The sequence below is a fragment of the Cytophagaceae bacterium ABcell3 genome (assembly GCA_030913385.1).
Taxonomy (GTDB): domain Bacteria; phylum Bacteroidota; class Bacteroidia; order Cytophagales; family Cytophagaceae; genus ABcell3.
The window spans coordinates 1,879,603-1,903,468 of the sequence record CP133159.1 but is presented as its reverse complement, the minus strand read 5'-3'; the positions used below and the strand labels follow the sequence as shown (position 1 = coordinate 1,903,468).

Here is a 23,866-nt window from a genome sequence, read left to right as displayed (position 1 = left end):
AAGTGTCTGTTAACTTAGTAGTGGGTAAGAAAGAGGAGGAGATAGCAATGAAGATATATATGATATTTGTAGCATTTATGGCTACCACACATCTGATCAATGCTCAAAATATAGATTATTCTAAAATAAACCTGAAAGACTCAGGAAACAAACCATTATTTCAAGACAGCTCTTTAACTTCAGACAGCAAGGAGCTAGAAAAATGGCGCAAGAACACACCAGAAAGGTGTAGTCTGTTAAAGGATAAAGAGGGAAACTACATTAAAAAAACCAATAACTACTACAATGTAGTCAATTCAAAAGAACAGATAGAGGTCAGAAACACCAGCAAAAAGCTAGTAATTACTTACAAGACAGCATTAGAAAATTTTAAGTACGTAGAGAAAAACAACGGGCAGTACAAATACTCATACAAAATGAACAATGAAGGTGAGTACATAACCCTTAAAAGGTCTTACTCAGGCAAAATAAAATTTAAGGAGAATGCCCCTATAAAACCAACTAAAGCACAGGAAAAACTGGAAGCGAAAATCAATGAAGCAATAAGGTCGTGCCGGATAAACTGATTTCTCAGGAGTGCTCCATTACAGGTGCGCTTGAAAATAAGGCGCACCTTAACCACTTGTGTTTTTTTCAGCAAGCCAAGCGATACCCCTAAAAAATGATCGATTTATACCCTCTATAACTTAAATTATGTAACTTCACACCCAAATTTGACTAATCAATACGTTATCCCATAACGACTATAACTTTTATATCAAAACATGAAAAAATTTTATATTCTTTCATTAATACTGCTCTTTACAATTAATTATGGATATACCTCAGACTCCATAAACATATCTACCCCCTATCATTCAATACATAATCACTTAAAATACCTTCAAGACGAAACATTTCACCCAGAGTTAGCAGCAAAATCTTTGGACACAAAAAATTTACCGGATGAAGAAGCAGAAAACCTTGCAATAAAACTTAAACATATATTTGATGGAAGAGGGCACTATATCGAGTTAGAGGAGGTACCTAGGGAAGAAAAGTATATAGACACAACCACCAACAAAGCGAGGTTTTATCCTATACAGGAAGATAAAGACATTTATCTGATCAAAACAAAAGACGGTTGGAAATACTCTGCCCAAACAGTTAAGCTCATTCCTAAAAAACATAAGGAGCTACACCCTTTTGGCACAGAGCTCATTGTAGATTTGCTTCCCAAAAAAGGTCATAGAAAAATCATGGGACTTTACCTGTGGCAACATTTGGGAGTTTTTGTCCTTATACTTTTTGCTATTTTGACAAATTGGGCACTGCCACCGCTATTGCGAAAGTTCCTTTTCAAGATATTAAGAAAAACAGCAGATGATTCTCTAGACCTTAAGAAATATGGCCCTGTGGCCAAAATGGCTAGCTTATTTGTCACCACTTTGCTTCTTTCAATTTTATTTCCCGTACTACAACTTCCTATTACAATTTCAAAGAATGTAGTACTTCTGTTTAAAGGACTGGTACCATTTTTTGCGATGTTGATTGTCTATAGGCTCGTAGACTTACTGGGCATCTATATGCAAAAGATGGCCGAACGTACAGAAGGCACTTTGGACGACCAACTGGTGCCTTTGGTCAGAAAGTCGTTAAAAATATTTGTAGTTGTAACCGGTATTTTATTTACGCTACAAAACCTAAATTTCAATGTAACAGCACTTTTGGCCGGTCTGTCCATAGGTGGTGTTGCTATAGCATTGGCCGCTCAAGACACCATCAAGAACCTCTTTGGTTCATTGATGATTTTTTTAGACAAGCCTTTTCAGGCAGGAGACTGGATAACAAGCGGTGATATTGACGGTACAGTAGAGGAAGTAGGGTTCCGCTCTACCAGGGTGCGTACTTTTGGAAATTCTGTCATTTATATACCTAACGGTAAACTTGCAGACTCAACCATCAACAACCATGGACTCAGAAACTTCAGGAGGTTCAAAACTACCATAGGGGTAACTTATGACACCCCTCCAAAACTTATTGAGATATATGTAGAAGGAATAAGGAAAATAATTTTAGACCATCCGGAAACCAACAATAAAGTAGTAAGGATTTTCCTAAACGATTTTGACGATTCAAGCCTAAATATTTTGTTAGACACCTTTTTGGCCGTACCAGACTATATGTCCGAACTTCGTGTCAGGCAAGAACTGATGGTTGCCATTATAACTCTTGCAGACAAACTCGGCGTTAGATTTGCCTTCCCTACTCAAACACTTCATATAGAAGAGTTTCCAGGCAAACCTTCCCTAACGCCCGAATATGATTTAGAAGGGAAGATAATTAAAAAAGAAAAAGAGGAGAATAAGGCCGGAACCGTTTAGGTTTCCGGCACTTTTAACATGTCAGTATAATAATACAGTTGATGATATTAGCGCACCAGCTCTGTAAAATTATAACTTAAACCTACTCTTGCCCCTACTAAAACCCTATTTCGGGCGCTTATTTCATGATTGATCAAAGCGAAGAAAGGTTCTGCATACATATTCTCATCACGGGGATAATTTAACCAAACCGCAGAAAGCCCTGTTGACACTTGAAACCTAGGACTAAGGCTATACCTTACATTAGCAGCAAAAGTGGTCACGTTATTGGCACTGATCGCCAAAGGAGACACATTTCCTAACTCCGGGTTAAAGTAAAAGTTATTCCCCAGTGAAATCAGCGAGCCGAAACCAAAGGCTAACGCAAAAGGGTCTTCGTAACTAGCATTATAACTTCCTTGAAAAAATGAGTAAAACCGAGGAACCCCTAACTTAAAGGCCATATTTAAAGGGTATAATTCATTGGCTGACATCTCCACGGCCCGATACCCTCCTCGTTTCACTATTGATAAAAAACCAATAGGAGTTCCCCCAGACACCGTATCGGCCACATTGACAAAACCGATTTGCGCACCTTTCATCTCTTGACGTGCAATGTTTACAAAACCAAGCTGAAGGCCTTCTGAGTTGCCCAAAGTAGTGTTTACAAAACCAAACTTGGCCCCCAAGGCATTTCCCAATGTGGTATTTACATAGCCCACCCGAAGACCTTTTCCATCTTCCAGCGAAGTGTTTACAAAACCTATTTTTCCTCCCTCCGAATTTCCAGAAACAGTATTCACAAAGCCGACATTAAAGCCAGAAAAATCTCTGAGAATTGTATTTACAAAACCGACTTTTAAACCTGTAAAACCTTGGAGGGTCGTATTTACAAAACCTAACTGAAAACCTTTGTGGTTCCCTCTTGCCACATTTACAAACCCAAACAATGGATAGTTAAAATGGTCAGGTACTGAATTAAACGCCAAAGTGTATGCCACATACTCTCTTTTGACCACTGTATCATTTTGGGCTATGACATTGATGCTTTTGTGTAAAAACACCATAATAATCAAAACTGCAATTTTAATTTTCATATATGTTATGTAATGCTTGAGCCAAATTATGGAAACCTTTTCATAACCTAGCTAGAATAAACTTGATAAGCCAATTTTAGTAACTTTATATAAAAAATCCCCTTAGGTTTTAAACATTAACTTACATTGTCCATGGGAGCAAATTTCCATCTGTATACCAAACCATACAATGACACTCATCATATAAGAGGCATCTAAAAAACATAGGACATGTGCAAGCTGAAAAAATCTTAACCTAAAGTTCTAAAGTTTGCACATTTACGGCATAAAAGTTTAACTTAAATCAATATGGAATGAATAAGCATATCATCAAGCAACTACAAACTCTACATGTTAGCTTGATCTACCTTTTTATAAAAGTCTACCAGTTTTTTTGCTTCATTTTGCCAATTCCATTCTTTACGGGCCAATAATGTGTTGCTGGCCAGTTTGTCATAAAGCTCCTTATCGTCTAAAAGCCTTTTAACATTTTTGGCTATTTCAGAAGGATCTAGAGGGGTCAAAAGAGCTACCTCATGTTTTGCGTTTAAAATACGGTATTCAGGAAAGCCTACTGTCAGTTGAGGAATACCGGCATGTATATAGTCAAAAAACTTATTTGCCAATGAATAGTAATAACTTAAGCCTTTATTTTCTAACAATAGCACGCCTAACCAAGCATTGTTAATTTTTTTTGTTAATTCTTTAGGTGTTAAATATCCCGTAAAAACCACCTTTTCACTTAAAGAAAGTGCTTGAACCTTATCCCTTAAGCGTTCCATAATATCCCCATCACCACAGATCATTAGCTTACAGTCGAGAAACTGCATTGCTTCTATACATTCGTCAAGTCCCCTACCTTCATTGACCGCACCTGCATATACAATATAAGGATCCTCGATATCTTTAGCGACCTCTTTTTCACGCAGCGAGGACATATTCCGAATTACTTCAAACGAAACGTCATACTCTTTTTCGTAAAGCTGCTTTAAACTTTCATTTACAGTATAAGCAAATGTCAACTTAGGGACGATGGAGCGTTCCAGCAATTTCCACATCTTCTTTACCATAGGTCGCCCTACAACTTCTATTACCTCCGTAAAATACTCATGGGCATCATAGACCTGTTTTTTCCTTCTTAACTTAGCTACCCAATAACAGGGAAGTATCGTATCTAGGTCTATGGCACAAATAATATCTGTTCTAGTAAAAAGAAGCTTAAAAAATAAGCGAAAGTTATATTCCAAATAAAAAAGCTTGCCTTCAGAAAAAAACATGGGCATTCGCGCTTGCTTATATGGGCGTTTTTCAAGGGAAATGGACTTTTTTCTACGCCGACCAACCAGTAAAACATCGAACCCGTTCAAAGCCAGTGTTGAACAAATCCGATCCATCCGCTGGTCATAAGATAAATCATTCGTTACAGTAAAGACAATTCGCGACATTTCAGTGCAAATATGTCATTTTTTATACAATTCATCTTCATCAAATTACCAACATTTATTTTATATTTGTTGTAGACCGCAACAAACAATTCCTTAATGGAACTAATGGACAAATCAAAAGAAGAGTTGCTGCAAGAAATAGAAGCACTGCAACAGAGAAATAAACAGCTTGAATTTCTAAACAAGCACAAAGAGGAACTAGCCAAAGATTCGGAAACACAATTCCAGCAAGCAGTTGAAAACATGGACTTGTTGGCAATTACTTTTGACAGCAAAGGTCGTATATCGTTCTGCAACAAAGCCTTCTTAAAATTTACCGGTAAGAGAAAGGGTGAAATACTAGGGCGAAACTGGAGCGATATTTTAAACAAAGATATTGACAGTGAAAATGAGAAAGAGGAAATTTTTCATATTCTTGAAAAGGGCAATATTCTCAAAAAAATAAAAAGAACCATTTTTTCCAGTGACGGCTCATTGCGCACCGTCCGTTTTCATGTGGTTTACAAAGACGACCAAAACCCTGGCGTAACAGGCACTACCCTAGTTGGCGAAGACATTACAGAGAAGAAAAAGATTATCAAGTCTCTAAAAGAGGGCAACGAGCAACTTCAAGACCTCTTTGAAAATGCCAATGACCTTATTCAACTATTTAAGTTAGATGGAAAGATCATGCTGGTCAACAATGCCTGGAAAAACACCCTAGAATACACAGATGAAGAACTGAACAAGCTAAATTTCAGGGATATTCTTCATAAAGATTATAAAGAACAAACCTTAAAAATATTAGACAAAATACTGGACAAAGAACAGGATGATAAATTTGAAACTGTTTTAACCAGTAAAACAGGCCGAAATATCCATGTTATAGGCAGTGTAACTGTTAAATATGAAAATGACCAACCGGTTTCCTTTAGGGGTATTTTTCATGACAGTACCCATAGAATCAGGGCGGAGCGGGCTCAAAACCTATACTACAAAATATCAAACCTCACTATCAATAGTGATGACTTAAACTCCCTCCTATTTAACATACATCAGGAGCTTAAAACCATGATTGCGGTAAACAACTTTCATGTAGCCCTGTATGACAAGAAAAAACAGATCCTAAACTTCCCCTACTATGTCGATGAAAACCTAGGCGATAGACTTATGCCTACCCACCGTGCAGTAGGAAAAGGGTTAACAGAGTATTCCTTGTTCAGCGAAAAGGCCATATTCCTTTATGAAGAGGACATACTCAGGCTAGCTGATGAAAACATAGTTGAGCTCATGGGACCTGTGCCTAAAATCTGGCTGGGCGTACCGCTAAGGCTAGAAAATAGAACTATTGGAATCATTGCGGTAAAAAGCCACAGCGATAGGAACAAATACAAAAGACGGCATTTAGAGCTGCTGGACTTCATTTCAGGACAGATTGCCATTGCCATTGAACGTAAAAAAAATGAAGAAAAGATCATTGAGCAAACGGCAAGGCTAAATTCCATCTTCCAAAGTTCGTCGCACCTTATTTGGTCGGTAAACCGAAGCCGGGGGCTTACTTCCTTTAACCAAAACTACGCCGATGCCATTTATGAAAAATATGGCGAATACCCAGAAATAAACTTATCTTCTGATGAACCAAAAATCATGATGCTGTCTAACGACAATTATCATCAGTTCGTCAACCAAAGATATACGGAAGCATTTAAAGGGAACCCACAGCACTTTGAAACGCGCAGCATTGACAATTCGGGAAAGGAAATATGGCGAGAGACTTACCTAAACCCTATATTTTTACCAGACGGCCGTATTGAAGAAGTTTCTGGCATATCGCATGATATTACAGAAAAGAAAAACTGGGAACTCGCCATTCAAGAAAGCGAAGAAAAATTCAGGACTATTTTTGAATCATTCCAGGACATCTACTACAGAACAGATGTTTATGGACGCATTACCATGATAAGCCCCTCGGGATGCCAACTAAGTGGTTATGCGGAGGAGGACATTATAGGAAAACATATATCCAACTTTTACGTAAGCCCTAAAAAACAAACAGTACTGATAAGAGAATTGCTAAAGACAGGGACAGTAAAGAATTACGAAAACAACCTACTGATGAGAGATGGTTCGCTTGTCGAATTTATCTCTAACATCAGGCTAATCTATAATAAAGAAGGCAAACCAATTGCGGTAGAAGGTGTTTCCAGAGATATCACCTACCTAAAAAAAGCTTCGGACGAACTTTTGAAAGCAAAAGAAATAGCCGAAAGGTCGCTCAAAGTAAAAGAAAACTTCTTGGCCAACATGAGCCACGAGATCCGAACTCCTATGAACGGGATTATAGGAATGATTGACTTGCTTATAGAAACTAGCCTGGATCCAGAACAAAAACGCTTTGTTCAAACCATCAAAAAATCATCGGAAACCCTGTTGTCTATTTTAAATGACATACTTGATTTAAGTAAAATAGAAGCAGGAAAAATGCAGTTGCGCATTACCTCCGTAGCTATAGAGTCAACGATAGACAAATTGCACTCCATGTTTTACCAGCAGGCCAACTCCAAAGGCATAGACCTGACTGTAAAAATAGACGAGGATATACCAAAGTTTATTCTTGCTGATGAAACACGACTGTTGCAGATTCTCTCCAACCTTACTTCCAATTCAATTAAGTTTACAGACAATGGAAGCGTGGACATTTCCCTAAAGCTCAACGGTCACAAAGAAGGCACCTATACCATTAAGGCTGAAATTTCCGATACAGGTATTGGCATATCCGAAGAAAACCAGAAACTGCTTTTTGAGCATTTCAGCCAAATAGACAATTCGTCTACAAAGGCCTACGGAGGGACTGGCCTAGGGCTAGCAATTTCAAAAGAGCTTTGCCGAATGATGAACGGCCAAATTGGAGTAGTTTCCAAACAAGGAGAAGGTAGCACCTTCTGGTTTACATTCGAAGCTAAAGAAAGCAAACGCGTCATCACAGACAATGCCTCAACAGATGACTCTGTCGTTATCGCAAACAGGTTTGCCAACAATCAACCATATATCCTGCTTGTAGACGACAATCAGGTAAACCAACTTGTTGCTTCTGAAATATTAAACAAAGCCGGATGCTTGGTAGAGTTGGCACACAATGGTTTGGAGGCCATAGATAAAGTCAAGGCCAATGATTATGACTTGATTTTCATGGACATTCAAATGCCAAGAATGGATGGGATTACGGCAACGCAAGAAATCAGGAAAATGCTGAAAAAACGTCCCCCAATAGTGGCTATGACTGCTTATTCGATGCAAGAAGACAGGGAAAAGTTCCTTTCGAGCGGCATGGATGATTACATTATCAAACCTATTAAGGGTGAAAACCTCCTAGATAAAGTGTCTGAGTGGCTTCACACTGGATACCCAAACAAACCTGCCGACCAAACACAACAAGCTTACGAAGACGAAATACTCAACAAAGAGATATTCAACAAACTCAAAGCCTATGCCGATGCTCAAACTTTGTTCAAAATTTACAAACAGTTTGAAGATGACACTTATGAGCAACTTTGTGAGTGTAAAATCTCTGTTGAAACAGAAGATTTCAGTAAAATATTAAATATATTGCACACGCTCAAAGGAACCTCGGGTACTTTAGGCGTAAACAAGATAGAATCAATAGCAAAAAAATTAGAAAGCGACCTCAAAGCAGGCAACAACGAAAACTGCCACCATGATTTTGAAAAGCTTAGGTCAGCATTCGATGAATTTAAAAGTAATTATAAGAAGATAATTAACACATAATTTTTATGGCTACTAAAAAAGTACTTATAGCTGAAGACAGTTCTGTTATCCAAAACCTAACAAAGAAAATACTAGAGTTTCAGAACTTTAAGATTTATTCTGTAAAAAATGGCAAAGACGTTTTAAAAGCACTTGAAAAAGACAACTTTGATGTAATACTACTTGACATCAACATGCCTCAAATGGATGGTATGACCTGTGCAAGGGAAGTAAGACAAATGCCCGATGAACGTAAAAACATCCCTATAATTGCCATTACCGGAAATGCGAGAAACTATTCAGAGCAAGATTTTAAAGATGCTGGGATAAACGAATATTTACCAAAGCCTTTGGACTTTGATAAGCTGGTAGATGCTGTCAAAAAATGGGCTGGCATATAAAACATTACTATGGAAATAAAATACACTGCACATTTCCTTCATAAACTTGAGGACATTTTTGCAGAGTCAGAATACATCCTTAGATATGAGCGTGGAAATTTTCACTCTGGATATTGTATCCTAAAAGATACCAATATTGCCATTATCAATAAATTTTTAACTACAGAAGGAAAAATAAACTGCCTGATAGAGATTCTAAAATCTATCAGGCTAGACGCAGGAAAGTTAAGCGATAAAAACAAAAAGTTTTACTACGAGTTAACTCAGACCAAACTAGAACTTTGAAAGTAACCTTTTTAGGCACCGGGACATCTCAGGGCATACCTGTAATAGCATGTGATTGTGAAGTTTGTAAATCATTAGACTACAGAGACAAGCGTCTAAGAACTTCTATACATATCGAAGTTGATGGCAAAAGCTTTGTCGTTGACACAGGGCCAGATTTTAGACAGCAGGTTTTACGTGAAAGGATCAACAAGTTACATGCTGTCCTATTTACCCATGAACACAAAGACCATTTAGCTGGACTTGACGATATTCGTGCTTTTAACTACCACCAAAAAACGGACATTCCCGTGTTTGCTAGCAAGCGTGTTGCAGAACGGATTAAAGTTGAGTTTGCCTACGCTTTTTCTGAAATCAAATATCCTGGCGTGCCACAAATTTCCCTTAACGAGTTAAAGAACAAGCCCTTTGACCTATGTGGCGTTGACATAACCCCCATTGAGGTTCTTCATTACAAATTACCTGTTTTTGGTTTCCGCATAAAAGACTTTACCTACATTACCGATGCCAATTACATCGCCCCTGAAGAACTTGAAAAGATAAAAGGCTCAAAAGTAATTGTATTAAATGCTCTTCAAAAGCAAGAACATATATCCCATTATAACCTTGAGCAAGCAATAGAAGTGCTTACGCAATTGGAGCCAGAAAAAGCGTACCTTACCCACATTGCGCACAAGATGGGGCTGCACAAAGACATCAGCAAAGAACTCCCAGACTTCATTGAACTGGCTTGGGATGGCTTGAAAATTAACCTATAAATGATGTTTTGACAGATCTGCTTCTGTGACTCTTTACCAAGAAATGGGGGTACCCCTAAGCTCCCAAAAGAGCGTAATGGTAAACCCTTAGTTGGACTATAATGAAATATTACGCCCCCGTTGGGGCTTTCGGTATATAGACTACTACAAAGGGCTACCGCCCATTGTTATTTATTGCGCACCGTTGGCGCTAAAACATGTTCGTCTCCGTGGTTGCGTGATCAATATTCAATACTAATGCAAAAAGCTCCAAACGGAGCGAAATCAACAACTCAGGGGTGTGGCCCTGAGAAAATGGAATCACAAATTCATCCAAACCCCGAAGGCAGCGTAATAAGATTCTACGCTCACTATAGTTTGCAACTACATCTACATTTTAAGAAACAAAATCTTATCACCAACAGTAGCCGGCGCTAACTTTTTAAACATCAAACGAAGATGTCGCTGATCTAAAATAACGCAATTAAATTATCCTCTTTTTCAAATAACAAAGACTCTGGAAGAAGGTATAATTTAACGTAACTATTGAAAAAATAGATCAAACACCATTAGCTTCCCAAATCTCTTCAGAGAGTTTACAGAGGCACTAATAGTCATAAGAAATAAGTAACATCACATGTCAGGAAAAGGCCCACAAAAAAGCCGGTTTACAAGAAGTTTAAGCCTCACGGGAGCCTTGTCCATAGGGTTGGGCACCATGATTGGGGCCGGCTTGTTTGTCTTATCCGGGCCAGCCGCAGAGCAAACAGGCCCTGCCGTTACCCTCTCCTATCTGATTGCCGGATTAATCTGCCTGCCTATAGCAATGATAGTATCGGAACTGGCAACAGCCATGCCACAAGCCGGAGGAAGTTATCACCTGGTGATGAATACCATTGGCCCTATAGCAGGCACTATTGTAGGATTAGCCAATTGGCTAGGGCTCATGTTTGCCGGCGGGTTTTACCTGATCGGAATTGCTCAGTACCTCTCCGAATATATAAACATACCACTGTGGATCATAGTAGCAGCAACAGGAGGCTTATTTACAATTTTAAACGTTTTTGGAGCTCATTACACCGGAAGGGCGCAACAAATTATTGTGTTTGTTCTTCTGCTCATCCTCGCCTACTATATCATTTTTGGCTGGCAACAGGCTGACGCCTCCTTACGCGAACCTTTTATGCCGGAAGGCTTCACAAGTGTTTTAGGAACAGTAGGACTTATCATAGTTTCTTTCACAGGTTTTGAAAAAATTTCAACCACAGCCGGGGAAATTAAAAAGCCATCACGCAATCTCCCCATTGCCATTATCGGCTCTGTAGCAATTGCAACCATTTTCTATTTTCTTATTATGCATGTAACTACCAGCGTAGTTCCACACCATGAATTTGCAGCCTTCAAGGCTCCCCTTGTCGATACCGCCAGCAGGTTTCTGGACAGTCCTGCCGGTATCTTTATAATCTGGGCAGGAGCTTTATTAGCTATGGCATCATCATCCAATGCTGCTATTACAACCGCCACCCGCATCAACTTTGCCATGAGCCGGGACAGAGTGCTACCCCACTACTTTGACATCATACACCAGAAATTTGGCACACCTTACCGCTCGGTAATTATTACCGGCATCACTTCCATCGTACTTGCAGAAGTGGGCAACATAGAAGAGCTGGCCAAAATCTCTAGTGCTATGTTCATGGTTTCTTATGCCCTCATAGCATGGGGACTCATCCGAATGCGACGCTTACAACCTGACTGGTACAAGCCAGACTTCCGCGTCCCCTGGGTTCCGGTGCTTCCTGCCCTGGCTGGGTTAACAGCTCTTGCCGTCATAGGGTTTATGGACTTTATACCCCAAATTGCAGGAATAGCATTTGCTATTTTTGGTATTGGTTGGTACTACCTCTGGGTGCGCAAACACCACAAGAGGTAATAAGCTGTATGCTTGATATTGCAATTTCTTATATTTCAGACCTCTCCCCTTTCAGCAAGCAAACCTTTGTTTTATCCATTAATTATCGAAAACCTTAATGGGGTATAAATAAAATATTACGCCTCCATTGGGGCGTAGTAAGTTCGGTCATCTACTACAAAGGGCTACCGCCCATTGTTATTTATTGCGCACCGTTGGCGCTAAAACATGCCGTCCCCATGGTTGCGTGATTAATATTCAACTAATGCAAAAAGCTCAAACGGAGCGAAATGAACAACTCAGGGGTGTGGCCCTGAGAAAAAAAATGCAAGCTTAAACAAGCCCCGAAGGCGGTGCAATAGAAAATCTCTTGATTGGCAAAAAATGAGACATTGCTCCCAAGTTACGGCTTTATCAAGTTCAGTCATCCATTACAAAGGACTGTCGCCCATTGTTATTTACTGCGCACCTTTAGCGCTAAAACATGCCGTCCCCATGGTTGCTTTTCATGATTAATATTCAATACTAATGCAAAAAGCTCCAACGGAGCGGAATCAACAACTCAGGGACATGGTCCTGAGAAAGAGAATGCAAGCTCAAACAAGCCCCGAAGGCGGCGTAATAGAAAATCTCTTGACTGGCAAAAAATGAGATATTGCGCCCCCGTTGGGGCTTTAGCAAGTTCGATCATCCATTACAAAGGGCTGTCGCCCATTGGTATTTACTGCGCACATTTGGTGCTAAAACATACCGTCTTCGTGATTTGCGTTCCATTATTAATATTCAATACTAAACACAAAAAGCTCCAACGGAGCGAAATCAACAACTCAGGGGTGTGGCACTGAGAAAGAGAATGCAAGCTCAATCAAGCCCCGAAGGCGGCGCAATAGCTTATTAGCTAGGCAGTAATTTGCGCCTTTTTAATATTTTACGGTACCTAGAAAAAACAAAAACCCCAAAGCGCCGAAAGCCATAGAAAAAACTACTTTATCGTACCTCCTGACGTATTTACCTTTAATTTTCCTTTTTTCAGATAACAAATCTTCTTATTTTTACTTTCTACGCTTTATTTACTATGCAGGGGGTATGAGGAAAATACAATTCATTATTATAGCAGCACTTTGTTTATGGGCTACAGCTGTAGTAGCTCAGGAGTCGGAGGTTGACTCTGTCCGGAGTCAACTACATTATGATTCTGCACAGGTAAATTACAATAATGAGAATTATGAAGAAGCTATTCACCATTATGAAAAAGCCATAGAATATGATCCTCATTACGCTACGGCTTATTTAAAAAAAGCTGAAATACTATATAATTACAAAGAATTAAAAAGAGAGGCAAGTGAGATTTTTGATCTGGTACTTCGGTCGGATAGCAACAATGTAGGAGCACGTATTTATCGGGCAGAACATAATTACAATATTGATAATTATGAGCTGTCTTTGAGCGATATCAAATATGCGTTAAATCTGGATAGTACAAATTCCCGCTTATATGAGTTGGCTGCCTATAACTATTTCTTATTAAAAGAAGAAAAAGAGAAGGCTATCTATTACGGTTTAAAAGCTCAGGAACATGGATCAAGGGATCCTCACACATTTTATATTTTAGGTGCTAGCAGTTATATCTTGGATGAATATGAGAATGCAACCCTCTACTCTTTAAAAGCACTGGAGTTTGGTGCTACAAATGTTCGTTTATATTACATATTAGCATATAGCAATTTTACTCTAAAAAATTACAAACAGGCCATATCCTTTTTCACAAAATATATACAATCACAAGACGATGCTTTTTTAGGTCAAGCTTTATTATTAAAGGGGAAAGCATATGTTCTTTCTGGCCACTACGATTCAGGTATTGAAGACCTTCAATATGCTTTTAAGGAGTATTGGAAAGATAGCGATAGTGATAATGACAAAGTTGATATTTTTACATGTTTGGGAGATGCATACAAAGGAAAGCAGGAGTATGAAAAGGCTATTGAAAATTATATTAATGCTCTTGATTATTTGAACCGGATAGATAAAATCCAATTCATCAAGAGACGTGTTGTCCCTTTAGTAAATACTGCTGAGCTGTCAAAAGATACTTATGAGGAGCTAATCGTTATTAACGATCAATGGATAGATGAGACGTTGTCTGGCGAAATGGACTTCGTCGATTCCGCATATGTCAATGATACCTATTTTGTTAATTCAATGATTTGCTCCAAAATGGAAGCGTTTGAAAGGGCTTTGGTTTACATGGACAAATCGGTTGATTCTCAAAAACAGTCTGGTGATCCAAATGCGTATATACAAAGCTTATATGACAGGGTAAGGATAATGGTTTTCTACAGACCAGAAAATGAAGAAGAACACCTGCGTCCTGAGTATAAAGAATCTTTGTTAGGTGATCTTAAAGAAATTAGTCAATTGTATGGAGAAACACCGCCTGACGTATATATATTTAGGAGCATTATTCATTGGTTTTACTCAGACTATATAGCAGCTTTTGAAAACGTCAATAATTTTGTTAACCGGTTTCCGGACCAAACGAATGGTTACCTCCTTAGGGGTGGGTATAATATATATTTTGATTCACCACGTTACAATATGGTGGAAAAAGATATTGAAGCACTTAAAAAATTAGCTGATCGAGGTATAGATCTCGAGGAAGCTAACAATGCTATTAATTTGTTGAAACTTTGCTACCTGTCATGGAAAGGGGAGATGGATAAAGCATGTCAGTTAAACAAGGCTCATAACATATTGCCAAAGGAGGCACGTGAACCTTTATGTAATGGGAGCATTTCGAAGGAGGTGATTAGAGATCTGTTTTACATAACATGTCTTAAAATAATTTTGGATGCCACTATAAGTCATTAACATGCTACGTTATTCACTATTAATATTTTTTTCGTTTCTGTTTTTTGCTTCCAGTGCACAAACATTGGAAGTGGAAGGGATTGATATACGTCCATTTATATCAGATTTTCAATCCCAGCCAGAAATTATGCGTGAAAAATTCAAGAACGACACAATGCCTGACCCCGCAAGACACTATATGCAATGGGCATTGTTGGAGTACAATACAGGACACTATAAAAAAGCTATACCTCTTTTAAAAAAGGTGTACCAAAGCAACCCGGATATCTTTTTTGAACAGGCGATAGCATTGGCTTACTTTTATTCTGAAGATTATGAAACTGCCGTGTCATATATTTTGGATAGTATAGATACAGGCAATGAAATGTTGCCGCCTGACTCATATGGAATTATAGCCCTAAGTTATTTAAATATGGAGGAATATGAAAAAGCAGAGGATTACTTTTCAGAAGGCATAGAAAATCACCCGGACAACTTGGATTTACGCTTTGCGAGAGGGGAATACTATAATGTTATAGATAACTACGAAGCTTGCTTTGAAGAAATGAACTATTATTGGGACAACGGGGGAGAAAGATTGTACTCTATGATGCAAATGAGAGCTCGTTGCGCATTAGGTATGGAAGATGAAATCACAGTAGCCATAAGAGATCTTGAAAACTGTCTGAAATATAAAGATTCAAACGAAGACCGCTATTTTTTAGCTGTAGCATATGCCATGAACAATGATACAGAAGGCTTTTACAAACACTTTCATAAACTCCTTTATGCTAAAAACGCAGAAGTTTTTATGGAATTGTTTTTAAATGTTATACCTAACCACTTCAATGACAAGCCTGATTTTCTACTAAAGATAATAAACGAAATAGAATCCTTTGGAAAGCTTAATTTTAGTGGAGGCACGGTTATGGCCTGTCAGCTTCGAGCAAAATTATATGCAGAAAAAGGTGATACATTGAAAGCTGTTAAAGTTATTGACAGAGAGCTGGACAATGTACGTGGAGAACAGGAAATGTTACTTTATGGCAGCCGTTTATCATTGCTTATGGGCAGCGAAAATTATGAGAGCACCTTTTTAAAGGATTTTGATACACTACTAGAGCTAACTGATGATGATTGTGACAAAGCAAATTTATATGTTTTTAAAGCTAACCACTACCATCAGCGCAAAAATAAAACACTTTCCCTAGAGGCTATTAACGAGGCTATAGATTTATGTCCGGCAGATCCAAATTTATATTTTGCACGGTTGATGTTTCGGGCAGATGAGAATAGTGCTGAATCGGCATCCGACTTGAAGCATATAATGGGCTTAATGAAAAACAAGGACAGTTGGGAATATCATTTATTGAAAGCAGCATTGCTGGATATAGAGGGAGAAGACGGTATGGCATATTTTAAAGAACAGGTAAAGTCAGAAGATGTAAACCTTCCCGAACATGTCAAAGAATTCATACTAAGTGAAGGAGCGTCAGAAGTTGATAAAGACGCCGATTATATGCTGGATTTGCTTTTCGGAAAAGAGAGCGCTTTGCAGTAGAATACGCCACGAAACACACGCAATTTCATAGATGTTCCCCAGTGCTTTAATCCCGTAACTGGGCATATTGGAATTGCAACAAAAAACCGTACAAATAATTAAGCCCTTTTTTTGATTAATTAATGCCTGCCGCAGGGCTCCTCAAATCCTCCTATGATTTAGAAGAAAAATCATAGGAGGATTTCGAGGTTTATGCTTCTTTTACGCAGCACTTTTTCTATGAATATTATAAAATTCTTCAGGAGAAAGATATCCAAGAGAGGAATGTCTTCTGGTCCTGTTGTACCATATCTCAATGTATTCAAACAATCCCTTTTTTGCCTGCTTTATTGATTCATATTTCCGGTAACCAGTTTCAGATTTCAGGGTTTTGAAGAAGCTTTCAGCCACTGCATTGTCCCAGCAATTCCCTTTTCTGCTCATGCTCTGAGTAACATTTAGCTTACCAAGCTCATCCCTGAACTCTTTGCATGCATACTGCACGCCTCTGTCTGAATGAAAAACCAGCTCTTGAAAAACAGGTCTGTTTATCAGTGCCATCCTCCATGCAGGCACTACTGTTTCATATGCATGCATCGAAGTGGACATAGACCATCCTATTATTTTCCTATCATATAAGTCCATAATCATGGTCAGGTATAACCATGCCTCATTTGTCCGGATATAAGTTATGTCTGATACCCATGATTTTGAAGGGCTTTCAGGTTTAAAAGATCTATCAAGAACGTTAGGACTGATGCTAAATCCATGGTTTGAATCAGTTGTGCAGACTTTAAATTTTTTACTTACAACACTCCTGATTCCGTGGTCTTTCATGATCCTGGCAACCCTTGGCCTGGATACTGCAAAACCCTTTTTTCTAAGATCTAATGTAATTCTAGGACTTCCATAGGTACCATTGCTTAACTCATGCACTGTTTTGATTTCCTTTAGCAATATCGCTCTTTGTTGAGCCAGTTTGAGTTGTTTCTCCTTCTTCCACTCATAAAAGCTGTTCCTGGCAACATTAAATGTCCTACACATCTTTTCAACAGCATACTCTTTTCTATGATCCATTATGAATTGGTATATTTGCTGTCTCCCCTGGAAAAGATGCTTACCGCCTTTTTTAGGATTTCCCTTTCAAGCTCAGATTCCTTTAAGGCTTTCCTCAAGGCATGAATTTCTTTTTGTTCTTCTGAAAGGTTCTGTTTCCCATTTCCTGGAAAACTGGCAGCGCCATTCGTCTTCATTTCACGTGACCATCTCCTTACTAAATCAGGACCAATGCCTAATTCTTTCCCAACAGCGGTACTGGTCTTCCCGCTTAAATGCAGCTCTACAGCCATTGTTTTAAATTCGTGGTCATATGACCTTCTTTCTCTTTTACTCATCGTTCCAAATTTAAGAAAAAGAGCTTAACTTACTGTCCTATCAAATATATACATTCCATATCCTGACAATCCTCCCTCTCCCCTTTTACACTCACTATATACAGCAGATCATAAATATTACGCCCCCGTTGGGGCTTAGTAAGTTCGGTCATCCATTACAAAGGGCTGTCGCCCATTGTTATTTATTACGCACCTTTGGCGCTAAAACATGTCGTCTCCGTGGTTGCGTGATCAATATTCATACTAGTGCAAAAAAGCTCCAACGGAGCGAAATCAACAACTCAGGGGTGTGGCCCTGAGAAAGAGAATGCAAACTCAAACAAGCCCCGAAGGCGGCGCAATAGAAGGTTCCTCACTGGCAAAAATGAGATATTGCGCCCCGTTGGGGCTTTCGGTATATTGTCATCCATTACAAAGGGCTGTCGCCCATTGTTATTTATTGCGCACCTTTGGCGCTAAAACATGTCGTCTCCATGGTTTGCGTAATCAATATTCATACTAGTGCAAAAAAGCTCCAACGGAGCGAAATCAACAACTCAGGGGTGTGGCCCTGAGAAAGAAAATGCAAGCTCAAACAAGCCCCGAAGGCGGTGCAATAGAAAATCTCTTGATTGGCAAAAAATGAGACATTGCTCCCAAGTTACGGCTTTATCAAGTTCAGTCATCCATTACAAAGGACTGTCGCCCATTGTTATTTACTGCGCACATTTGGTGCCAAAACATGCCGCCCCCATGGTTGCTTTTCAAGATTAATATTCAATACTAATGCAAAAAGCTCCAACGGAGCGAAATCAACAACTCAGGGGTGTAGCCCTGAGAAAGAGAATGCAAGCTCAAATAAGCCCCGAAGGCGGCGCAATAGAAAATCTCTTGATTGGCAAAAAAAATGAGACATTACCAGGTTGGGCAAAAGAAACAACTTCCACATATTCTTTTTGAAAAACCTTTCACCCGAATGGTCTAAGCTTCTTTTTAATTAAATCTGAAACAACAGAGCCACTTAAATAAGCAATTACATTTTCATCTGCTTTATAAAAATGGTCATTGCTCCCTAAAATAGCCCTTTGAAGCACAGGAAAAACTTGTTCCATAAGCTTTTTTTCCTGATCGCGCAACATGGCGGAATATTCGTAATCCTGAGCCTTTACCGCCTTATTTTTTTCCTCAGAAATTTGTTGCATCTGCTTTACCAAAGGTGCGGTTTCTTCAGGAACTTTATCAGGGTCAATATCTTTCAGGTCAAGGGAAAATTCTTTAAAATGAAGCTCCTAATCCAAGCATTTATTGACTAGAGCACCTAGCTCTTTATAAACTTGAGAAGATGCACTTTTTTGATATTCGTCAAATAGCTTATTTAACTGATATACATAATTTTCTGTCATAACATAATATTAATGCAAAGACTTCAATTAGATAATTTATGAAAAACCCTTAAAAACAACTTCATAAAACTGTTTTCCGGAAACATCTACAAAAGGCCTGAACCCCTGTATATCATCTGCCAACTGAACCAACTGTTCGAGGTTAGGGATCGTAATCGCCTACTTTTAGCCTATTTTTTACCAACCTAGAGGGAACAGACCTAATTGGCAGCTTTGCAGTATTTACAAGAATTCTACTGTCATTAACGGCATTATTAAACTCATATCCATTAGGGAAAGACTCATGAATAACGCTATAAATACTATTGTTACTGCTATTCCTCACCAAAGCATTATAAAAATCATCTCCCCCTTGTATCAGCGATTTATACTCAGGCTTTTGAACCACCCTCAGATGCTCGACAGATTTATCCGGTTTTCCATAAGCAACAACAGCAAAATGGATATTCTCCCATGGAGCGGCACACTTCTCCACATAGGCAATTTCTGCCTCCGGGATTAAAATACCAGCATCCATCAAGTTGCTTAAGGCTTTATTCTGCACCCTGGCCACATAACCAATCTTCTTCCCCGCATAATAAATCGCAATAGCATGAGCGTCGTATTGGTTTTGAGGTTCGCGTTGCAACTCCAATGGTTCACCCGGCTGCATGACTTCTAGCAAGTCATCCGCTTTTTGATACTGAAAACCCTTTACAAAACCACTAAGGACATAGAGTTTCTTTCCTTTCTGATCCAGTGCGTCAGGACTGTCATACGCTTTGCTTCCGGCAGATACTCCCAACAGGCCTAAAAAGCCCATTAATTTCTTTAAAAATTCGCTTCGCTGCATAAACGTTTCTTTTCTCATAAAGAAAACATTTTGCCACGCACTGTATTTGCGTAGTAGGGATAAAATATGTTTTGCCCCTACTACAACAAAAAAATACCCAAAAAACTGAATTGTAATTATTTTGCATTTCCTAACAAACAGTCAGGATAAAACTGCATTCAACGATCTGCCACAATACCTTCCATCAATCTTCTTTGTTCCTGATACGCTTAAGCAAGCGTCTGCGCTTCTTTTCTTCTTCCTTAAACATCATGTTTTCAGCAAAATTTGTATATACTTCGATGGCGTCTGACATAGACCTGATCTGGATTCGCTCATTAACATTATGAATACTGTTCAACTCGTCCTGTTCACATATTGCAGGGAACAAGCCCATGACCGGAATATTTTTTGCCCTAAAAAAGTTATTATCTGTTGTGGCTGGGAAAAGCATTTCCACCACCAATGCATCAGGATATACCTCTTCTATCGCTTCTGCAAGGTTACCGAAGAGGTCCGGCGCATCTATTTGAGGAATAGCCTCTATTTCATAAAGTGTTTCAACTTCTATGCGTGAGTCTTTTAGGCTCCTTTTAATTTGTCTTATAAAGGCATTGGGATTCGTTCCAGGCATAAGACGGCAGTCCAAGGTAGCCCTTATTTCCTGAATGACTTGATTATGCTCAGGTTCAGGAACGTGAATATCCGTCAATGTAATGGTATTCGTAAAGAAAGACATAAGTTCAGGGTCTTTCCTTATTTCTTTTTTGATCAAAGGCCTAAAACAGAAAAAAGTCGCATTTCGCTGTACAAAACCTTTAAGTCCTTTTTCATACTTACCTAATTTTTTTAACCCCTTAGCGTTGAGAGGAGAAAATTTTATCTCTGGCTCTTCTTTCAACAAACGTTGCAGCGCAAAAATCATTTCCTTACCAGCATATTCATCAGGCGTGACTGAACCATGACCGGAGGCCTTCATGTTCATGGTCAGGTTCAAAGTAAGCTTAGTTTTTTCAATGGTTGAGATACCGAAAACAGGCTTCTCAGGCTGGCTTTTAATAACTCCTTTAAGCCCTCCCCCGCCTTCACCAAGCATAACCACAGGGTTCAATTTTCCTACAAATTGCTCAGAGATAGGTTTGGCCCCTGTAAAACCATCGGTTTCCTCGCCAGTAACCGGCAGCAAAGTAACATTAAAAGGTAAGTCTAAAGTATCCGCCCACTCCTTAATGTTGATCATGGAAAACAACTGCGAAATGGTCATTCCTTTACAATCAATCGCACCTCGCCCCCAAACCAGTCCATCGTGAATAGTACCTGAGTATGGAGGAAACTTCCAAGCGGACAAATCACCAGGAGGAACAACATCGATATGACTAAAGAATATTATATTAGGCTTCCCTGAAGACAAAGGATAAATAGAAGCTGCAAAATTATAGGCCGTATCCTCATCGATTAGTACCTCTGTAACAAAACCCTTTTGCTCACAAAAATCTTTTAGAAACAAAGCGGCCTCTTTTTCTTTATAGGTTTCAGAAGGATATTGAATAAACTTGCTCAACACTGTTGCATACTCAGGAATTTCATCCTGCCCTTGAGCATAGGTATTCCAAGGGAACAAAAAGAGCATGCAAGCAATTACAAAAGGTATTTTATTGGTATATGCTATCATTATTCAATTTTAACGGAAAGTTGTTTTGTAAAATTATGAAACATTAAAGTCCTGTGAAAATACGAAAGAGGCAAATCTCCTGTTTCCTGCTTTTAAAGTCTTATAAACAAAAAGTACCTTAAAAAGATTCAACCTATAACTAATTAATAATAAGCAACAACACAACCTGAAATATATTTTTGTTTCTAACAAACAACTTCTATCTTTAATTATGTAATAATAAAAAAAGCGTAAAAAGCTGTTTAAAGAGGTATCTCTATGCGACTTGAAGACGAAATAAACCAAAAAGCCTTTAAGAATCAAAGCGACAAAGCCTTAGTCAATATTATTTATACTTTTAACAATATTGATTACCAGCTCAAACGCTTTTTCAAAAAATTTGACTTAACGCCTCAGCAATATAATATACTTAGAATTTTACGCGGTTCCCACCCAGACCCCTGCTGCCTGTATGTCCTAAAAGATAGGATGCTTGACAAAATGTCGGATGCATCCAGAATAGTAGAACGGTTGCGCATCAAACAATTGGCCATGAGGTACAGGTGCGAAAACGACAAACGAATAGTCAATGTTAAAATCACCCCAAAAGGTACTGAGCTTTTGGCCGCAATTGATGAAAAACTTGATTTAATTATACAAGGACTCACTGAAAATTTGAGCAATGAAGAACTTAAACTCTTAAATCAGCTTTTGGATAAACTAAGAGGATAGTAAAATGAAGCACCTTTACACCCTAATTATATACATTTTATTTTTAACTCCTGCCTTTGGACAAAAAAGCCCCGACATTATTTATGGAGCGTTGTTTCACGAGGTGCAAATGCGGTCTCTTTTTGAAGATTCAAAAACTTTTGCCGATTGCATTCCTGTCCGTGACCCGAAAGCCATTGTTGAAGATTATAAAGAAAACAAGGAAAATAAAGATCTCAACCTCCATAGTTTTGTAAAGCAAAACTTCCGTTTGCCAGTAGCTGTAGAAGTAACCTACGAAGCCGATACTGCCCATACAGTTAAAGAACATATAGAGCAACTTTGGCAAGTATTGAAAAGAAAACCTGATATTGAAGACGGATCTAGCCTTATTCCACTTCCCTATTCTTATATAGTCCCTGGAGGTCGGTTTAGAGAAATTTATTATTGGGATTCCTACTTCACTATGCTTGGGCTGGAAGAGTCAGGAGAAGACAGCCTCTACTTTTCGATGCTCAATAATTTCAAGCACCTTATTGACCAATATGGTTTTGTGCCCAATGGCAACCGCACCTATTACCTTACAAGGGGACAGCCCCCTTTTTATGCACTGATGGTAGGCCATACCGCTGATAATTATGGAGACCAATATCTATTGAAACATCTTGAAACCCTCGAAAAAGAGTATAACTTTTGGATGAGTGGATCAGAAGGCATAGACACTATTGAGAGCGCATATAGAAGAATTATAAAAATGCCTGACGGTGAGATATTAAACCGTTATTGGGACGATACAACCAGCCCACGACCAGAGTCGTATAGAGAAGACGTCATATTGGCACAACAGTCAGAAAGAGATCCTAAAGACCTGCTCCGGAACATCAGGGCTGCATGTGAATCAGGCTGGGATTTTAGTAGCCGTTGGTTTGCAGATGGCAAAAACCTCTCCTCTATTCATATTACAGAACTTGTCCCCATAGACCTAAACTCGCTACTATATTATTCAGAAACTTTGCTTAGCAGAGGCTATGGTCTGGCAGAAAATACCGAGAAAAGCCGGTTTTACCATAACAGGTCTCAAAACAGAAAAGCAGCAATTAACAAATATTGCTTAGATACACTTTCAGGCATCTACCTTGATTACAACTTTGTAAGCAAAGCGCTTTCTGACAAAAAGACCTTGGCTTCTGCGGTTCCGCTCTTTTTGAACATAGCAGATACAATGACTGCAGAAAACACCTCTGTTTTTATTAAGGAACACTTACTGCATAAAGGCGGAGCTGTAACTACAACACTAGAAACAGAAGAGCAATGGGACAAACCCAATGGCTGGGCACCCTTGCATTATATGACTATAGAAGGTTTAAAAAATTATGGGCTTCATGAAAATGCCGAAGAAATAGCCAACCGCTGGATAGAAACAAACATGACTATTTTCAACCAAAGCCACAAATTGACAGAAAAATACAATGTTGTAAAACCCAATATAAAAGGAGGCGGCGGCGAATACCCCTTACAAGATGGTTTTGGCTGGACCAATGCAGTCCTATTAAAGTTACTTTCTAAAGAAAACTAGTCAACTCTA

The 23,866-nt window shown here is 38.8% G+C and carries 18 protein-coding genes; 11 read left to right on the top strand and 7 right to left on the bottom strand.

Annotated features, from left to right (window positions below; genetic code table 11):
* The first annotated feature begins 2 nt into the window (after positions 1-2).
* The gene (locus RCC89_07700; protein WMJ73045.1) at positions 3-566 is read left to right on the top strand and encodes a hypothetical protein; all 564 of its coding nucleotides are present in this window, start codon (positions 3-5) and stop codon (positions 564-566) included.
* A 198-nt stretch (positions 567-764) separates the two neighbouring features.
* Complete coding sequence (locus tag RCC89_07695; protein WMJ73044.1) at positions 765-2,363, top strand: mechanosensitive ion channel family protein; 1,599 nt, start codon at positions 765-767, stop codon at positions 2,361-2,363.
* A gap of 47 nt (positions 2,364-2,410) precedes the next feature.
* Here RCC89_07695 and RCC89_07690 read toward each other — a convergent pair whose 3' ends face one another.
* Together RCC89_07690 and RCC89_07685 are read right to left on the bottom strand one after the other, a co-directional pair.
* Positions 2,411-3,439 carry a hypothetical protein gene (locus RCC89_07690; protein ID WMJ73043.1) on the bottom strand — a complete coding sequence of 343 codons (1,029 nt, stop codon included), beginning with the start codon at positions 3,437-3,439 and terminating at the stop codon, positions 2,411-2,413.
* A gap of 326 nt (positions 3,440-3,765) precedes the next feature.
* On the bottom strand, positions 3,766-4,863 hold the full coding sequence (locus RCC89_07685; GenBank protein ID WMJ73042.1) for a glycosyltransferase: 1,098 nt from the start codon (positions 4,861-4,863) through the stop codon (positions 3,766-3,768).
* 96 nt (positions 4,864-4,959) lie between these two features.
* Between RCC89_07685 and RCC89_07680 the strand changes: the two genes are divergently transcribed.
* The 7 genes from RCC89_07680 (at position 4,960) to RCC89_07650 (ending at position 16,353) form a co-directional block, all read left to right on the top strand.
* Entirely contained in the window at positions 4,960-8,628 is a 3,669-nt protein-coding gene (locus RCC89_07680; GenBank protein ID WMJ73041.1) for a PAS domain S-box protein, read from the top strand.
* A 5-nt stretch (positions 8,629-8,633) separates the two neighbouring features.
* Complete coding sequence (locus tag RCC89_07675) at positions 8,634-9,008, top strand: response regulator (protein ID WMJ73040.1); 375 nt, start codon at positions 8,634-8,636, stop codon at positions 9,006-9,008.
* Positions 9,009-9,017: 9 nt separating this feature from the next.
* On the top strand, positions 9,018-9,293 hold the full coding sequence (locus RCC89_07670) for a hypothetical protein (GenBank protein ID WMJ73039.1): 276 nt from the start codon (positions 9,018-9,020) through the stop codon (positions 9,291-9,293).
* The gene (locus RCC89_07665; GenBank protein WMJ73038.1) at positions 9,290-10,051 is read left to right on the top strand and encodes an MBL fold metallo-hydrolase; all 762 of its coding nucleotides are present in this window, start codon (positions 9,290-9,292) and stop codon (positions 10,049-10,051) included. Before RCC89_07670 ends, RCC89_07665 begins: the two co-directional genes overlap by 4 nt.
* A 616-nt stretch (positions 10,052-10,667) precedes the next feature.
* The gene (locus RCC89_07660; protein ID WMJ73037.1) at positions 10,668-11,963 is read left to right on the top strand and encodes an amino acid permease; all 1,296 of its coding nucleotides are present in this window, start codon (positions 10,668-10,670) and stop codon (positions 11,961-11,963) included.
* Between the two features lie 1,065 nt (positions 11,964-13,028).
* Positions 13,029-14,813, top strand: coding sequence for a tetratricopeptide repeat protein (locus RCC89_07655; GenBank protein ID WMJ73036.1), 1,785 nt, complete (start codon positions 13,029-13,031; stop codon positions 14,811-14,813).
* A gap of 1 nt (position 14,814) precedes the next feature.
* Positions 14,815-16,353, top strand: a complete 1,539-nt coding sequence (locus tag RCC89_07650) for a hypothetical protein (GenBank protein WMJ73035.1) — start codon at positions 14,815-14,817, stop codon at positions 16,351-16,353.
* Positions 16,354-16,554: 201 nt separating this feature from the next.
* On the opposite strand, the gene RCC89_07645 is transcribed toward RCC89_07650, so the two are convergent.
* The 5 genes from RCC89_07645 to RCC89_07625 form a co-directional block, all read right to left on the bottom strand.
* Positions 16,555-17,409, bottom strand: a complete 855-nt coding sequence (locus tag RCC89_07645; GenBank protein WMJ73034.1) for an IS3 family transposase — start codon at positions 17,407-17,409, stop codon at positions 16,555-16,557.
* Positions 17,409-17,726 carry a transposase gene (locus tag RCC89_07640; GenBank protein ID WMJ73033.1) on the bottom strand — a complete coding sequence of 106 codons (318 nt, stop codon included), beginning with the start codon at positions 17,724-17,726 and terminating at the stop codon, positions 17,409-17,411. The genes RCC89_07645 and RCC89_07640 overlap by 1 nt, the downstream gene beginning before the upstream one ends.
* 947 nt (positions 17,727-18,673) lie before the next feature.
* Positions 18,674-18,907 carry a hypothetical protein gene (locus tag RCC89_07635; protein ID WMJ73032.1) on the bottom strand — a complete coding sequence of 78 codons (234 nt, stop codon included), beginning with the start codon at positions 18,905-18,907 and terminating at the stop codon, positions 18,674-18,676.
* Positions 18,908-19,250: 343 nt separating this feature from the next.
* The gene (locus tag RCC89_07630; protein WMJ73031.1) at positions 19,251-19,958 is read right to left on the bottom strand and encodes an HIRAN domain-containing protein; all 708 of its coding nucleotides are present in this window, start codon (positions 19,956-19,958) and stop codon (positions 19,251-19,253) included.
* 166 nt (positions 19,959-20,124) lie between these two features.
* Positions 20,125-21,591, bottom strand: coding sequence for a M20/M25/M40 family metallo-hydrolase (locus RCC89_07625; protein WMJ73030.1), 1,467 nt, complete (start codon positions 21,589-21,591; stop codon positions 20,125-20,127).
* 258 nt (positions 21,592-21,849) lie between these two features.
* On the opposite strand from RCC89_07625, the gene RCC89_07620 reads away from it, so the two are divergent.
* Together RCC89_07620 and treF are read left to right on the top strand one after the other, a co-directional pair.
* Positions 21,850-22,302, top strand: coding sequence for a MarR family transcriptional regulator (locus tag RCC89_07620; GenBank protein WMJ73029.1), 453 nt, complete (start codon positions 21,850-21,852; stop codon positions 22,300-22,302).
* A gap of 4 nt (positions 22,303-22,306) precedes the next feature.
* Entirely contained in the window at positions 22,307-23,857 is a 1,551-nt protein-coding gene (gene treF, locus RCC89_07615) for an alpha,alpha-trehalase TreF (GenBank protein WMJ73028.1), read from the top strand.
* Positions 23,858-23,866: the final 9 nt, after the last annotated feature.